The organism is Endozoicomonas sp. NE40 (genome assembly GCF_040549045.1).
Lineage (GTDB): Bacteria > Pseudomonadota > Gammaproteobacteria > Pseudomonadales > Endozoicomonadaceae > Endozoicomonas_A > Endozoicomonas_A lisbonensis.
In genome coordinates this window covers 2,796,633-2,811,337 of sequence record NZ_JBEWTB010000002.1, presented here as the reverse complement: position 1 = coordinate 2,811,337, position 14,705 = coordinate 2,796,633, and the positions used below count along the sequence as shown (strand labels likewise).

Genomic DNA, 14,705 nt, shown 5'->3' with positions numbered 1-14,705 from the left:
TTTAAACCATGATGGAAACCAGAACCCTTTCGTCACTGCTGATTCCCATGCAGCAAAAGCCATTACTGGTGCCTGCGGTGTGTGTGGTGGATATCATCGACTATTCCCGACCCACCGGTAAAAACCACCCTGAAGACTGGTATCTGGGCGATATCGTCTGGCGTGGGCAGCAGATTCCCCTGATTGCTTTTGAGCGTCTTAATCAGCGGCGGTTTGCTGAGTTTTCACCCAGTGCCAGACTGGCTATTTTCAATACCATGACAGAAGGGTCAGAAACTTCTTTCTACGGAATGGTTATCCAGGGGTTGCCGCAGTCGATTGAATTGCAGTTTTCCGATGTTCAAACGGCTGAAGCAGAAACAGGCGTTGCAGAAAAGGCACAGGTCATCGTTAACCGGCTACCCTCCTGCATTCCGAATCTTGAGCTGGTTGATGAAAAGCTTAAGACGCTTACGCATTCTCCCCCCGGAGATCTCCCCGAACATCACCCCACAGATACTGCATCAGTGTAATGGCTGAAACCGGTGCGGTTTCAGTGCGCAATACCCTTGGTCCCAGGGCCAGCGCATTAAAACCATTTTGCTCCGCACGCTCTATTTCATCAGCCGTCAGCCCACCTTCAGGACCAATCAGAAGGGAAACCGATGCAGGCTGGTCATAGCCTTCCAGCCTGCGCTCTGTGCGGTGATGCAGCACAAACTTCAAATCCGAAGTCTGCTGCGTGACCCATTCATCCACAGAAACAGCCGGATGTATCACAGGCACACGATTTCTGCCGCATTGTTCACAGGCACTGATGGCTACCTGTTGCCAGTGTCGTAAACGTTTTTCCAGCCGCTCCTTGTTCAGTTTGACTTCACAGCGCTCACTGAACAGCGGTGTTATTTCCGTAACGCCTACCTCTGTCGCTTTCTGAATCGCATAATCCATGCGTTCGCCACGACTCAGGCTCTGGCCCAGGTGAATTGACAGTGGCGATTCAACCGTCTTTTCAATGGGATGCTCAAGCATCACCACCACGCTTTTTTTACTGACGGACTCAACCTTCCCCTGATAAGCAGAACCGTCGCCGTCAAACAATATCAGGGAGTCCTGAGGTTTCATTCGCAGAACTTTGCCTACATGGTTTGCCGCGCTGTCGGTCAACTCAACCGTTGCGCCAGCACTCATAGAACAGGGAAAATAAATTCGGGGATTACGCATTCGTATGACAGTGGTTTATTCAGTAACAGGCTGAATTATAACTGAGCGGAAAAGTGATGGTACAACAACAGGAACAAATATTTGGAATCACAAGCCTAAAAACTCCTCCGCATAAAAACGGGTAGGCTTTCCACTATTATCGGTCAATTGATAAAACTTTATACGGCCAACAAATAACCTCTGGACCCATTCAAGAGCGGGCTCAGGGTCGGGCAAAATGTCTGAAAATATTTCCTTACCCTGTTGTGTCCACTGGGATGACTTCATCATGACCATGACTTTGTAAAGACCCACTTCGCAGGCAATGTTAAACCACGGATCGCATATAAAAAATGCTCTGTCACCCACTTCGCTAAAGTCTTCAAAAGTCAGACTTTCAAATCGAAACGACGCCCGTGCCAGTACCAGAAAAGCATGTACTCCGTCCTCATGAACGGCTATCCAAATATTTGGGATTTTTTTTATAAGGCCATATTTAGCTGCAATTAATGAATATTGAGAGCAGTTACCAAACCGGCTTTGTGGTTCACATCCTTCTAAAACTTTGTATTCTTTTCCCGGTAATTTGCTCAGGGCTGCCAATGCTTTATTTGCTTTTTCGCAGTTGATGTTGCGTTGGATTTTTCGATCAAAGGGAGTTGTTCCATAAATTATAAGAATAGCGTTTGTTTGATGACTTCAAAGACCCTTTATAGAAAAGGCGAGTTAACTTCACCAGTTCTTGAGCAGCAGACAAAGACATAAAGAAACCTGACAAGCCAATTATCGATGAGACCATACTGCTGGTCATCCACAGTGGGAAAGGGAAATGCAGATTTAAGAGAATAGCCGTATATTGAGATTTTTGCCTCAACCAGTCTCTTCCATTATGAAATGAGCCTGAAGGTACCCCCTATTTCCAACGTGAAATGAGCCTGCAGTTCCAGCACAGTCGTTCATGATGAGGAGATGAAAATCATCATGAACACCGCCTTTATCAAAACGCTGGAGGATGTGGAAACACTCCTCCCAAACACTCCCGGCCTTGAGCCGGGTTGGGAATCAAAGGATGAATGCTACCGTTGGATTGAGCAAACCCTCAGCTACTTCAAGTACCAATCGTTGAGTAAAAAGGATAAAGGCCTCACCCGTCGCTACCTGATGGTAGCCAGCGGCTACTCAAGGGCACAGATAACCCGCCTGATTCGGCAATACATCAAGCGCCAGCGTCAAACGACGACAGTGTACCTCCAACGGTTTCCACACTCCATTTACCAAAGCGGACATCAGGCTACTTGTTGAAACGGATCAATTACACTGCGATCTCAATGGGGTAGCGATCAAGAAAATCTGCGAACGATCCTCTCAACAAGGCGACCAGCGTTATGAGCGATTAAACAGCTGGAGGAAAAAGCGACATTTATGACCGATAATGAAGCGGCCAGACAACTGCAATTGGCCAGAGAAAAACTGTTTAAGTCAGTTCATGAACGGCAGAGCTGAGACATAGGTATCACTACTAACCTTCAGGATCATTTCAGGATTAGAAAATGCTACGACTGGAGTAAATATTTGAAATCAGAAATTTAAAAAGCGCTCCGTATAAAACTGGGTGGGTTTTCCGTCCTTATCAGTCAATTGCTGAAACCATATACGACCAACAAATAACCTGTTAACCCATTCAAGAACGGGTTCAGGATCGGGAACAAGGTTTGAAAATATTTCCTTACCCTGCTGTGCCCACTGAGATGATTTCGTCATGATCATGGCTTTGTAAAGACCCACTTCGCAGGCGACGTTAAACCATGGGTCGCATATAAAAAATGCTTTGTCGCCCACTTTGCTGAAGTCTGCGATGGTCAGACTTTTAAATTGAAACGATTCCTGTGTCAGCACCAAAAAAACATGCACTCTGTCCTCATGAGCTGCTATCCAGATATTTGGAACTTTTTTCATAAGACCATATTTAGCAGCAATCATTGAATATTGAGTGCAGTTGCCAAATCGGTTTTGTGGATCACATCCTTCTAAAATTTTGTATATCTCTCCCGGTGATTTCATGGCTGCCAATGCTTTATTTGCTTTATCGCAGTTGATGTTGCGTCGGTTTTTTCGATCTAAGGGAGCTGTTCCATAAGCGCAGGAATAGCGTTTGTTTGAGGATTTCAGAGACCCTTTATAGAAAAGACGAGTTAACTTCACCAGTTCTTGAGCAGCAAACAGAGACATAAGGAAACCTGAAAAAGCATTCGCCAGCCTAAACAGAAGGTAAGCGGCAACCGCTAATATTATCGAAGCCTTCTACTGTAACTTTTCAAACACTGCTGGCAACACCACAAAAAGATAGCATAAAGCGTCCTCAAGTCAGCAGTGTCTGCGTACTCACAAACAATGGATTCCATACACCCCGTATACGGAATCACGAATAGCTGTTTTCGAGAGCGATTTAGAGCTTGAGGTTCTGGCAAATCGTCTGTGTGGCAGCTGCCTGATTCAGGGTATAGAAGTGTAACCCCGGCACACCATCAGCAACCAGTCGTTCGCACAGTTTAGTAATGACTTCTTCACCAAACTGCCTGATGCTCTGTACATCATCACCATAAGCCTCCAGCTGTTTACGAATCCAGCGCGGAATTTCAGCGCCACAGGCATCCGAGAACCGGGCCAGCCTGGTGTAATTGGTAATCGGCATAATGCCGGGAACAATAGGGATTTCGATACCCAGGGCCGTTGCGCGGTCGCGGAAATAAAAATAGGCTTCGGCACTGAAGAAATACTGGGTAATCGCCGAGTTGGCGCCAGCGTCAACTTTACGTTTAAAGTTCAGCAGATCCTGCTCAAAGTTCTGTGCCTGAGGGTGTGATTCAGGATAAGCGGCTACTTCAAGAATAAAGTGGTCACCGGTCTCTTCACGAATAAAGCTGACCAGCTCGTTGGCATACTGAAGCTCACCGTGAAACCCTCCCATACCGGAAGGCCGGTCACCACGAAGGGCAACGAGCCGGTTAATACCCAGTTGCTGGTACTGTTTGAGCAATGCTCTCAGTTCCTGTCGGGTGTCTCCAATACAGGAGAGGTGAGGCACCGTACTGACACCCGTCACCTGACTTAACCCTGTAACCGTCTCAAGGGTACGGTCCCGGGTTGAACCACCGGCCCCGTAGGTCACCGAAAAAAATTCCGGCTTGTTTTCGGCCAGCTGGCTGGCTGTGATTTCGAGTTTTTTCGCCCCCTCTGCGGTCTTGGCAGGAAAAAACTCAAAACTGATGGGCAGCGTGCTTGTTGTCATTGTCATCTTCTTTACAGCTGTATGCTTTTGTTATTAACCGTGGGCTGAGACTGACTGGCAGTCAGCAGCCATCACGCATAACCCGCCTTCCGTGGCAGGTGTGACGACTCAGTATTTGTAGTCATCACCTTTAAACGGGCCTTCAACCGGCACGTTTATGTAATCCGCCTGTTCCTGCGTCAGTCGTGTCACGACACCGCCAAAACCTTCGACCATGTAACTGGCCACTTCTTCATCCAGCTTCTTGGGCAGCAGACTGACGTAAAGGTTCGCTGCCTTGTCTTCAGCCGGCAGACTGGCAAAACCCGCTTCATAGAGATGAATCTGAGCCAGTACCTGGTTAGCAAAGGAGCCGTCCATAATACGCGACGGGTGTCCTGTAGCATTACCCAGATTAACCAGCCGGCCTTCTGACAACAGAATCAAATGATCATTGTCGTTTTTATTGCGCCATATTTTATGCACCTGAGGTTTAATCTCTTCCCACTCCCAGTGTTCACGCATAAAGGCAGTATCTATTTCGGTATCAAAGTGACCAATATTGCAAACCACACAGCTGCTCTTCAGGGCTTTCAGCATATTGCGGTCGCACACGTGTACGTTACCGGTGGTCGTGACCAGCAGATCCGTTGTCGCCAGCAGCCCTTTGTTAATACTGTTTTCAGTGCCGTCGTTTTCACCGTTGATGTAGGGCGATACGACCTCGAAGCCGTCCATGCAGGCCTGCATGGCACAGATTGGATCGACCTCGGTGACTTTAACAATCATGCCTTCCTGACGCAGGGAAGCGGCAGACCCTTTGCCAACATCTCCGTAACCAATAACCAGGGCTTTCTTACCAGCCAGCAGATGGTCAGTACCACGCTTGATGGCATCGTTAAGGGAGTGGCGACAGCCATATTTGTTATCGTTCTTACTCTTGGTAACCGCATCGTTTACATTGATGGCTGGCACCTTCAGGGTGCCTTTCTCCAGCATTTCCAGCAGACGGTGAACACCGGTGGTGGTTTCTTCAGAAATACCGTGAATGTTATCCAGTAACTCAGGATACTTGTCGTGCAACAACAGAGTCAGGTCGCCACCGTCGTCCAGAATCATATTGGAATCCCAGGGTGTGCCATCCTGATTCAGAATGGTTTGCTCAATACACCACCAGAACTCTTCTTCGGTTTCGCCTTTCCAGGCAAAGACAGGAATGCCAGCGGCAGCAACAGCAGCAGCGGCATGATCCTGTGTCGAGAAAATATTACAGGATGACCAGCGAACCTCAGCGCCCAGTTCCGCCAGTGTTTCAATCAATACGGCGGTCTGAATAGTCATGTGAATACAGCCCATGATGCGGGCGCCTTTCAGTGGTTGCTGATCACGGTACTTATTGCGGATCGCCATAAGGGCAGGCATTTCACCTTCAGCGATCTGAATTTCACGTCGTCCCCAGTCTGCCAGGCTGATATCAGCCACACGATAGTCAGTAAACGTTGCCTGTGTTTCAAGAATGGCGCTCATAGGTAGAACCTGTCTGCGTATTTTCCGAAGGATACAGAGGAGTCTAGCAGTGCAAAAAACCTATATCAATGAAATTTGATATAGGTTTCAGGGTTTACTGTATGCAGGAGGCCGTCAATCGTGGGTAAACTGGTTATTTTTGATCTGGTAGTGGTAATGAATCTGTTTCATCAGCCGTTCCAGCTGTTTGACCGGAACATCCAGATCATCAGACAGTTGCTGGAGGTTTTTGCAGTCATGACGCAACCGTTCGTTAGCGATTCCAAGCAGGATATGAGGTTCAAGGCGTTCAGGGTGATTCAGTTCCATAAACTGTGCCTCTCTTTTTTGACAGGTGTGTGCCATCAGGCACTCGTATTTTAACGGTTTGCGAAAGTTTAGAACATAGCGGGAGCTGTACAGGTCGATTGTGATAAGGATGCACCCGCCTGAACGGATGCACGAACCAATCATTACACTGCGCTATTTGCCTCATTTTCCTGCAGGAGCCCAAGATTGGCAGTAGAAAAATCAAATTGATCCTGACCATTCGTTAAAACCCTGGAGGGGGACTCCAGAGCAACTGCCGGAGAGCCTGACTGATTTGCCATATCATCATGTCCTGATGCGAAAAACCTATTCAGATGTGCTTCAAACTCTTTGTCTGTCTTTTTTTCATTTTCCCGGAGTTGTTCAAAGAAGTCATTGAGCGTTAACTTTTCACGCTTCAGGCGCTGAACGTCTCCTGTAACAGCATCACGAACACCTTTGCCAAACCCAATAAGGCCGCCCACAATACCCAGACCTGCGCCAGCTAAAGCCCCAGCAAAGGCTCCAATGCGACCCGTCGTCGAAGCACCTAAAACGGCTCCCATAACAGCACCGCCCAGAATCACCTTTGGACCATAGTTGGTGTTGGTTCGAGCCAGCATTTCAACCAGTTTAACCACTCCTGCGACAGGAATACTGACAGCTGCTCCTGCAATGCCCCCAACCAGAAGTCCCGGAATGCTGGCCAGTTCTACTGCCCGGTGAACAGTGTTAAAAAGGGTTCTGGTGAAGAGGTTACCAGCAGTAGTAAACGGACACGCCAGCCTCTGACCTATGGTTACTTTTTTTATAGGGGCTGGATTGAAAGAAGGTACCTGTAGTTCAGGAGAAGTCAGAACCGGGGTGGGAGCAGTTTCCGTCACCTCATAACCATTTCTGCTTTGCCCAGTTTTAGCCTTTACTTCCGTTTCAGCTACCTGTGGATAACCCTGGGCTGTGTTTACTGAATCCATTCCTGTTCTGTTCATAGCTCGACTCCTTGTCTTCATTATCTGGTAATAATGCTTTTTAGTGTTGCCAGATAATGAAGCCTGAGAGCGGTGAATACACTAACCACTGAGTTAGTGACTCTGACCATCAGCCTGAGCTTTTTTATGCTCTTAAGAAAAAGGCTGCCAGATGGCAGCCTTCAAAGAGGGATCAGAACAAAGGTCTGGTTTACAGGCCTGCGGCAGCGCGCAGGGCGTCAGCCTTGTCGGTACGCTCCCAGGTAAACTCTTCGTCTTCACGACCAAAGTGACCGTAAGCAGCCGTTTTCTGATAGATCGGACGCTTCAGGTCCAGCATGCTGATCAGACCTTTAGGACGCAGGTCAAAGTGTTCACGCACCAGCTCAACAATTTTCTCGTCAGCAATCCTGCCGGTGTCGAACGTATTGATGGAGATAGAAGTCGGCTCAGCCACACCAATCGCGTAAGACACCTGAATCTCACACTTGTCTGCCAGACCGGCAGCTACAACGTTTTTAGCTACGTAACGACCTGCGTACGCAGCGGAACGGTCAACCTTGGACGGATCCTTACCGGAGAACGCACCACCGCCATGACGAGCCATGCCACCGTAGGTATCAACAATGATCTTGCGACCGGTCAGGCCACAGTCGCCAACAGGGCCACCGATAACAAAGATGCCTGTTGGGTTGATGTGGTACTGGGTATCTTCATGCAGCCACTCTTCCGGAAGCACCGGCTTGATAACGTGTTCCAGAATATCTTTCTGCAGCTGCTCCTGAGAGATTTCAGGATCGTGCTGGGTAGAAAGAACCACTGCATCAACGCTCTGAACCTTGCCCTGTGCATCATAACGCATGGTAACCTGGCTCTTGGCATCCGGACGCAACCATGGCAGGGTGCCATTCTTGCGCAGCTCTGCCTGACGCTTCACCAGCATGTGGGAGTAGTGGATTGGTGCAGGCATCAGAACCGGTGTTTCGTTGGTGGCATAACCGAACATCAGGCCCTGGTCGCCAGCACCCATTTCGTGCTCTTCGGTTTCGTCAACACCAACAGCAATGTCCGGAGACTGTTTACCAATGGCGTTCAGTACAGCAACGCATTCACCGTCAAAGCCCAGGTCGCCATGATTGTAGCCGATACCCGTCACGACCTTGCGCACCAGGTCTTCAATATCAACGTAAGTCTCAGTACGAACTTCACCCGCCACGATCACCATGCCGGTTTTAACCATGGTTTCAACCGCAACGCGGGCATCCGGGTCGTCTTTCAGGATTGCATCCAGAATCGCGTCAGAAATCTGATCCGCAATTTTATCCGGATGACCTTCTGATACAGACTCGGAGGTAAACAGAGAATAATCTGCCATTGTCTTCTTGTGCCTCATTAAACAACCATGATTCCGTTTATCCTTTACCGGGATAGAACAGCCTCACGGAAAATTAGTACGTTGAAGCTGGCTGAGAATAAAATCATTAAAACTATTCCCAGCCAGCCTCTGATTCATTAGATAATCGTCGTTTATCGATAAAAGCGGCGAACCTGAATCTGAAACCCGTTACGTAACCCCAGATACTGAGATTCTCCGGAGTTCAGTCCTGCGTCCTGAGCCCAGTTATCAAGATCGTCGCTACTGAAACCCAGCCAGATATCACCGCAGGATTCCCGTACCCAGTCCTGATCGTGCTGACTCAGGTCACTGATCAGAAAACTGCCACCGGGCTTTAGCAGGCAGGCCACCTGTTTGAAAATCCCTGAAGGGCTGGGTATATGATGCAACACCATGTTAGCGACAATACAGTCGAACTGCTCTTCAAGATGTTGCAGTGTTTTCAGCTCCCCGTGAATAAACTCAATGTTTTTCAGAGCGTGTTTTTCAGCGAAACGCTGGCTGCTGGCGAGCATCTCTCCAGAATTATCAACAGCATAGACCTGATTAAAGCGTTGGCTAAGGGTTTGCAGAAATTCTCCTTCCCCCGGACCCAGTTCCAGAGCCAGAGCCCGCTCAGGTATTTCTGTGCTTTTCAGTACATCGGCAACACACCGGGCATAAAGCTCGTGGTCAGCAATCAGTTCCTGATGCTGTCGAAACTCCTCCACATGCCGGGCAAAAAACGCCATGGACTGTTCTGCACGCTGCTCCCTGATGGCTTCAAGCCGGAGTTCCAGCTCCGCAGGCAGGACTACCCCGTCAACCGCCCTGAACAGGGAACGAACCGCGTCACCAAAAGCTTCGACAGATGGAGGCAGAGACCTGCGGTAAAAAACGGTATTACCTTCCTTGCGTGTCGAAACCAGTCCGGCCTGGGAAAGTACTTTGAGATGGTGACTCATGGCTGGTTGACGCATGCCAAAGACATGGCTTAGCTCCAGCACCCCGAAAGAGTCGGTGCTGAGCACCCTGAGCACCTGCAGTCTGAGAGCGTCACCAACGGCTTTGCCGAAAATGGCAAGCTGATCGACCATTCCAGTATCTGACAAGCTATGCTCCTCATACCATGAAAAAAGCCCGAAGAAAGACCTGCGGTTACTGCGGCCTTTTAGTTTCGCATCCATTACTTCATAGCGAATTTTAGCAAGCACTATGATGTATATCAAAATTTTTTGATATAGCTCTGATCGTGTCAAAACGTATGCCACTCAACGCGAGAGGTTCATCCATGCTTCCGGGATGCCTGCAACAACACCCTCTTTTCCTTAATCACGCTTTTATGATGTTTTTATGCATCATAAACTTCGACATACTCCGTAATCTGAAAGAATCTCTGCTGGTCACCCGTCTGGGCGCAGAAGTTATTCCATTTATCAAGTTGTGGGTTGTTACGCCATCAGCCTTTCTCTTTGTCTTCTGTTACAGTTTTCTGGCGAACCGGCTTTCCAAACAGTATCTGTTTGTTTTTACCATTGTGCCATTTCTGGTGTGGATGCCTGTTTTTTCGCTGTATCTCTACCCTAATCTGACTGAACTCGCCCCCAGCTCTTTATGTCAGATGATGTCCAGCTACCTGCCAGGCAACCTGATCCTGATCAGCGGGCTACTGGAAAACTGGCCTTTAACCATTCTGTTTGCCTGTGCCGAACTCTGGAGTACCGGAGTTCTCTGCACACTGTTCTGGTCTACGGTCAACGACACAAGTACGGTGAAATCAGCATCAAGGGAGTACCCACTGCTGACACTGGTTGGAAACAGCGCCTCATTGCTCTCCGGTCCAATGATCCTGTTACTGGTTCACCAGCTGACCGGACACAATGACGATGGCTGGCAAATAAGCCTGACCTATCTTTCAATTATTTTTGTGGTCTGCGGGCTGACGATTATCTGGCTTTACTATCACAGCATGAAGCTGGCCCCTTCCCCTTCTACCGCTACCTCACAAAAAAAACATGGCAATACCGCTACCCGGCTGCCTTTAAAAAACAGCTTTCTTTATTTGGCAAAGTGTCCTTACCTGAGAAATATCGCCCTGATCATGCTGGGCTACTGTATCGCCATTAACATGGCGGAAGTCGCATGGAAGAGCCAGCTCGTGCGTGTGTACCCTACCGAATCCGAGTACTCCATGCTGATGGGACAGTTAACGTTTTATACCGGTCTGGGTTGCTTACTGATGTCAGTAATAACGGCGCGGCTGATCCGCTATGGCTGGCGAGTTGCCGCCCTGGGAACTCCGCTGCTGATGGCATGCACCGGCATTCCTTTCTTCCTTGTTGTTGCGTTATCGAACAGCAACTGGCTGCCTGAAGCACTTTCAGCCCCAATGCTGCTGGCAGGTATCAGCATTGGAGCACTGTGCAATGTCACCAGTAAATCGGCAAAATACACTCTGTTTGATGCCACCAAGGAGATGGCTTTTATCCCCCTGAATAATGAACAAAAGCTGAAAGGCAAGGCATCCATCGAACTGATTGTCAGCCGCGCGGGAAAATCGTCCAGCGCTCTTGTGCAGCAGCTCCTGATCGTTACCCTGGGTTCGCTGACCGCCTCGATGCACTGGCTGGCCAGTATATTTATGGTCATTACCATTGTCTGGCTGGTATCAGTGGATGCTTTATCGAAACAGTATCGTCGTTATGGTTGCTGAGACGAAAGAGCCTGCCTGTCTGTAGAGGCTCTTTTCGGCAATACACACGATGAAGCTGAGAATTTTAACTGGTATACTCCTCATTTTTCCTCTGAAATCGTGCCTTATAGGATAATTCCAGAGGAACATTGAAAGAAATACTCATTGTGCATTCGATACAGTGCTATACAATGAATGGGTTAAAAGTGTGTTTAGTTCTTTATGTTTAATTCAGATGTACTGTGTGTCGTAGCGCATCCTGCTTTTCATAAACAATAACAAAACTTCTAGCTCAACCGCCTTACTCTTTTCTAGTGAATAGTGAGGCAAAACAAATTTATCAACTGTCAGGATATAAATATGTCTACTTCCACAGGTACTGTTAAGTGGTTTAACGAAGAGAAAGGTTTTGGTTTCATCGCTCAGGAAAATGGCGGACCAGACGTTTTCGCTCACTTCCGTCAGATCAAGGGCGAAGGTTTCAGAACCCTGAAAGAAGGTCAGCGCGTTGAGTTCACCGTAACTCAAGGCCAGAAAGGCCCTCAGGCTGAAGACATCGTTGTTCTGTAACTTCGATTCAGTCTCACAAAGGCAGCTTTCTTAAGCTGCCTTTGTTTTATCACCACCTTGAAAAACGCTCCCAGGCTGACCGCTTTCCCGCAACAACTCTTCTTCAGTAACTCTTCTTCAATAAATAGCCCCCCTGCTTCCTGAAAACCTTCTATAACTACTACCTTCTATAACGTTTGCTTTGCACCTTCAGGCTGGCTAACCCATGCGGCTGAAACACTGCCATTCAGTTTATGACTTTCGCCAACTGGCTAAACGACGTCTGCCTTCTCCCATCTTTCATTACATTGATGGCGCTGCTGATGATGAAAAGACCTGCCGACAAAACACCCGGGCTTTCGATCGCTGCGATCTTGTACCCAATGTGCTCAGGGGAGCCGATAACGTGGATCTATCAACAACTGTTGTCGGGCAACAGCTGGATATGCCGCTGTTTCTCTCTCCCACAGCCCTGCAACGGCTGTTTCATTACGAGGGTGAGCTGGCTGTAGGCAGGGCAGCCGAACAGTTTGGAACCATGTTTGGGTTATCATCTCTTGGTACCGTCAGCATTGAGGAAATCAGCACGCTGATTAAAACGCCAAAACTGTTTCAACTTTACGTCCATAAAGACAAAGGGTTGACCAGAGACATGATCGATCGATGCAAAGCCGCTCACTTCGATGTCATGGCACTGACGGTTGATACCACGGTTGGTGGCAACCGCGAAAGAGATCTTGTGACCGGTTTTACCGTACCTCCTAAACCGACCCTGCAAAGCCTGATCAGCTTTGCCCTGCATCCCGCCTGGGCTTTCAACTACTGCTTCCGGCAGAAGTTCGAACTCCCCCAATTACAGGCTTATGTGAAAGAAGGCTCCAGCATTCCGCTATCAGTGGCCAATTATTTTAATACCATGCTGGATCAGTCCATGAACTGGCAGGATGCCGAAGCACTGGCAAAATACTGGGGAAAACCGTTTATCATCAAAGGCATTATGTCGGTGGAGGATGCTCGCAAAGCCGTTGATATCGGTGCAGCAGGTATCATGGTTTCCAACCATGGTGGCCGTCAGCTGGACGGATCACGCTCGCCTTTTGATCAGCTGGCTGAAATCGTTGATGCCACAGGTGATAAAATCGACGTCATCTGTGACGGTGGCATTCGAAGAGGTACGCATGTATTAAAGGCCCTGTCCCTTGGAGCTAAAGCCTGTTCCGGAGGGCGACTATACCTTTATGCGCTGGCAGCAGCCGGGCAGGCCGGTGTAGAGAAGGCGCTTTCATGCCTGCACGCAGAACTGGTCAGGGATATGAAACTGATGGGCTGCAAAAACATTCAGGAACTTAGTAGAAATAACCTGAGATTCAGGTAGTCGTTTTTTGCCCGGAAAGGAAATACCGCGCTGACAACAGGAAAGGTATGTTTACTGCCGGTGACGCTTTGGATTAGACATTTTGTACCTTCTTGTGTTCCAAAATGACTGTGCTTAACTGTTGCGGCATGGCAGGAATAAAGCAGGACTGGAAGTATGGCGATCGGTATAGAATTCCAGACCAACTGGCAGGTTTATCAGGAGGCAAACACAGAACATCGAGCACCTCCCAGTCTGCAAGAATATCCAAAGACCACCCCCCTGTTCGGATCAAGAACCGGAATACCCGGCTATAGCATGGAGACCGACAGCAATGAAGTAGAATTCGTTGTTGAGCCTCCGTTTGATGAGACTGACAGTGGGCGCGCTCGTCTCATACAGGTCATGGATAATTTAACGGCCCACATTGCCATGATGGATAGCTATAACTGTTCAATGAGGAAAAGCTCCCACCCCCAGGTATTTTCAGCGAACGCTCCACCGGATGTCGTGATTATGCCGTATGGCAACAGGCCGACCAGTGCGCAACCACAAGTTACCATCGGCTTAAGACTCGGCCGTATCCGGGAATTTGTGATGGAAATGGGTCGTCTGGGGCTGCAGCCTTGCTCCAATTCGTTGTTCGACAGTGGTGCAGGCCAATCACCGTATTACTCACATCAATACCTGCGCGCTGCAGAAAAAGCTGCCGCCGGACCATTGCCCACAGATTCGGGGCAACCGCCAAGCAATAAGCTGAAAGGGTTATTGACAATGACAACCCAGTACCTGCTGGGCGGTGCAAAATCTGGTACCAGAAGCTATACCAAGAGTCTAACCTGGGCCATGGCCCGAACAGACTTCGCCAGCATGTTCGCGCAACTGCCATACTCCGAGCGAAGCTATTTCAATGCGAACCCGGATCGCTGGGTTCATTATGCCCTTGTGACTGCCGGCTTGGACAATGCCGGAAATACTGATCAGGCCGCCAGGGAATTTCTGGTGCAGGCCAGAATTTCTGATGTTCACACTCTGGACCACCCTGTACGTATCCCTATCACACGCGGAATGTGGCTGCGGGACATGGCCCTGGGCATTAATGCCATTGATCGTTTCTCTGAGCGGGGGACAAACACACCCGCTATGCACATGGCAGATGGCATTCACCGGTTAAGTGCATTAGGCAAGCTCGGCAATACCTTCGACCAGGTTGGTTTACCCAAAAAAAGCGACGAAAACAGGCGGCATCCGGGGGTTATTCTGGAACTGCGTCAAATGCGTCGCCATATACCTTATACAGAATGGAAACAGGTCGCTTTGGATGTGTTTGACTTTACTCGCCAAATAAATAACCGCAGCGACAAGGCTGGCGATCCCCCCGTGTACTTCACAGGCATTTCACAGTAAAAATCACTCATCGACCATTTTTGGTACATTCTGCAATACCGCTTTACCCGGATACCGATTAGAATACGCTCACACATCGCAATGACTTGATCATC

15 protein-coding genes are annotated in these 14,705 nt (G+C 48.7%); 6 read left to right on the top strand and 9 right to left on the bottom strand.

Going from position 1 to position 14,705, the window contains the following annotated elements:
* The first annotated feature begins 8 nt into the window (after positions 1-8).
* On the top strand, positions 9-512 hold the full coding sequence (locus V5J35_RS13585; RefSeq protein ID WP_354007655.1) for a chemotaxis protein CheW: 504 nt from the start codon (positions 9-11) through the stop codon (positions 510-512).
* Here V5J35_RS13585 and V5J35_RS13580 read toward each other — a convergent pair.
* Both V5J35_RS13580 and V5J35_RS13575 read right to left on the bottom strand, forming a co-directional pair.
* Positions 451-1,203 carry a 16S rRNA (uracil(1498)-N(3))-methyltransferase gene (locus V5J35_RS13580; protein ID WP_354007654.1) on the bottom strand — a complete coding sequence of 251 codons (753 nt, stop codon included), beginning with the start codon at positions 1,201-1,203 and terminating at the stop codon, positions 451-453. The two genes, V5J35_RS13585 and V5J35_RS13580, sit on opposite strands and share 62 nt — an antisense overlap.
* An 87-nt stretch (positions 1,204-1,290) precedes the next feature.
* Entirely contained in the window at positions 1,291-1,785 is a 495-nt protein-coding gene (locus V5J35_RS13575) for a hypothetical protein (RefSeq protein ID WP_354016411.1), read from the bottom strand.
* Between the two features lie 378 nt (positions 1,786-2,163).
* Between V5J35_RS13575 and V5J35_RS13570 the strand changes: the two genes are divergently transcribed.
* Positions 2,164-2,484 carry a hypothetical protein gene (locus V5J35_RS13570; protein ID WP_354007652.1) on the top strand — a complete coding sequence of 107 codons (321 nt, stop codon included), beginning with the start codon at positions 2,164-2,166 and terminating at the stop codon, positions 2,482-2,484.
* 276 nt (positions 2,485-2,760) lie between these two features.
* Here V5J35_RS13570 and V5J35_RS13565 read toward each other — a convergent pair whose 3' ends face one another.
* From V5J35_RS13565 to V5J35_RS13535, 7 genes are all read right to left on the bottom strand, one after another.
* Positions 2,761-3,411, bottom strand: a complete 651-nt coding sequence (locus V5J35_RS13565) for a hypothetical protein (RefSeq protein ID WP_354007651.1) — start codon at positions 3,409-3,411, stop codon at positions 2,761-2,763.
* Positions 3,412-3,628: 217 nt separating this feature from the next.
* Entirely contained in the window at positions 3,629-4,477 is an 849-nt protein-coding gene (gene metF, locus V5J35_RS13560) for a methylenetetrahydrofolate reductase [NAD(P)H] (protein ID WP_419095759.1), read from the bottom strand.
* Positions 4,478-4,579: 102 nt separating this feature from the next.
* The gene (ahcY, locus tag V5J35_RS13555; protein WP_354007649.1) at positions 4,580-5,977 is read right to left on the bottom strand and encodes an adenosylhomocysteinase; all 1,398 of its coding nucleotides are present in this window, start codon (positions 5,975-5,977) and stop codon (positions 4,580-4,582) included.
* Positions 5,978-6,091: 114 nt separating this feature from the next.
* Positions 6,092-6,286 (bottom strand): DUF4250 domain-containing protein, encoded by a 195-nt coding sequence (locus V5J35_RS13550; RefSeq protein WP_354007648.1) that lies wholly within the window; start codon positions 6,284-6,286, stop codon positions 6,092-6,094.
* Positions 6,287-6,429: 143 nt separating this feature from the next.
* The gene (locus V5J35_RS13545; RefSeq protein ID WP_354007647.1) at positions 6,430-7,254 is read right to left on the bottom strand and encodes a hypothetical protein; all 825 of its coding nucleotides are present in this window, start codon (positions 7,252-7,254) and stop codon (positions 6,430-6,432) included.
* 190 nt (positions 7,255-7,444) lie between these two features.
* The gene (gene metK / locus V5J35_RS13540; protein ID WP_354007646.1) at positions 7,445-8,608 is read right to left on the bottom strand and encodes a methionine adenosyltransferase; all 1,164 of its coding nucleotides are present in this window, start codon (positions 8,606-8,608) and stop codon (positions 7,445-7,447) included.
* Between the two features lie 152 nt (positions 8,609-8,760).
* The gene (locus tag V5J35_RS13535) at positions 8,761-9,720 is read right to left on the bottom strand and encodes a metalloregulator ArsR/SmtB family transcription factor (RefSeq protein ID WP_354007645.1); all 960 of its coding nucleotides are present in this window, start codon (positions 9,718-9,720) and stop codon (positions 8,761-8,763) included.
* Between the two features lie 179 nt (positions 9,721-9,899).
* On the opposite strand from V5J35_RS13535, the gene V5J35_RS13530 reads away from it, so the two are divergent.
* The 4 genes from V5J35_RS13530 to V5J35_RS13515 all read left to right on the top strand — a co-directional run bounded on the left by V5J35_RS13530 (position 9,900) and on the right by V5J35_RS13515 (position 14,610).
* Positions 9,900-11,321 carry an Npt1/Npt2 family nucleotide transporter gene (locus V5J35_RS13530; RefSeq protein WP_354007644.1) on the top strand — a complete coding sequence of 474 codons (1,422 nt, stop codon included), beginning with the start codon at positions 9,900-9,902 and terminating at the stop codon, positions 11,319-11,321.
* Positions 11,322-11,660: 339 nt separating this feature from the next.
* Positions 11,661-11,870 (top strand): transcription antiterminator/RNA stability regulator CspE, encoded by a 210-nt coding sequence (gene cspE, locus V5J35_RS13525; protein WP_262600802.1) that lies wholly within the window; start codon positions 11,661-11,663, stop codon positions 11,868-11,870.
* 205 nt (positions 11,871-12,075) lie between these two features.
* Positions 12,076-13,224, top strand: a complete 1,149-nt coding sequence (locus V5J35_RS13520) for an alpha-hydroxy acid oxidase (RefSeq protein ID WP_354007643.1) — start codon at positions 12,076-12,078, stop codon at positions 13,222-13,224.
* A 156-nt stretch (positions 13,225-13,380) separates the two neighbouring features.
* Positions 13,381-14,610 (top strand): hypothetical protein, encoded by a 1,230-nt coding sequence (locus tag V5J35_RS13515; RefSeq protein WP_354007642.1) that lies wholly within the window; start codon positions 13,381-13,383, stop codon positions 14,608-14,610.
* The last annotated feature ends 95 nt before the right edge of the window (positions 14,611-14,705 follow it).

Excerpts from the sequence above, each read along its gene's own strand:
- V5J35_RS13585 (WP_354007655.1), top strand. The coding sequence starts at position 9 with ATGATGGAAACCAGAACCCTTTCGTCACTGCTGATTCCCATGCAGCAA.
- V5J35_RS13580 (WP_354007654.1), bottom strand. The coding sequence starts at position 1,203 with ATGCGTAATCCCCGAATTTATTTTCCCTGTTCTATGAGTGCTGGCGCA.
- V5J35_RS13570 (WP_354007652.1), top strand. The coding sequence starts at position 2,164 with ATGAACACCGCCTTTATCAAAACGCTGGAGGATGTGGAAACACTCCTC.
- V5J35_RS13565 (WP_354007651.1), bottom strand. The coding sequence starts at position 3,411 with ATGTCTCTGTTTGCTGCTCAAGAACTGGTGAAGTTAACTCGTCTTTTC.
- metF (WP_419095759.1), bottom strand. The coding sequence starts at position 4,477 with ATGACAATGACAACAAGCACGCTGCCCATCAGTTTTGAGTTTTTTCCT.
- ahcY (WP_354007649.1), bottom strand. The coding sequence starts at position 5,977 with ATGAGCGCCATTCTTGAAACACAGGCAACGTTTACTGACTATCGTGTG.
- V5J35_RS13550 (WP_354007648.1), bottom strand. The coding sequence starts at position 6,286 with ATGGAACTGAATCACCCTGAACGCCTTGAACCTCATATCCTGCTTGGA.
- V5J35_RS13545 (WP_354007647.1), bottom strand. The coding sequence starts at position 7,254 with ATGAACAGAACAGGAATGGATTCAGTAAACACAGCCCAGGGTTATCCA.
- metK (WP_354007646.1), bottom strand. The coding sequence starts at position 8,608 with ATGGCAGATTATTCTCTGTTTACCTCCGAGTCTGTATCAGAAGGTCAT.
- V5J35_RS13530 (WP_354007644.1), top strand. The coding sequence starts at position 9,900 with ATGCTTCCGGGATGCCTGCAACAACACCCTCTTTTCCTTAATCACGCT.
- cspE (WP_262600802.1), top strand. The coding sequence starts at position 11,661 with ATGTCTACTTCCACAGGTACTGTTAAGTGGTTTAACGAAGAGAAAGGT.
- V5J35_RS13520 (WP_354007643.1), top strand. The coding sequence starts at position 12,076 with ATGCGGCTGAAACACTGCCATTCAGTTTATGACTTTCGCCAACTGGCT.
- V5J35_RS13515 (WP_354007642.1), top strand. The coding sequence starts at position 13,381 with ATGGCGATCGGTATAGAATTCCAGACCAACTGGCAGGTTTATCAGGAG.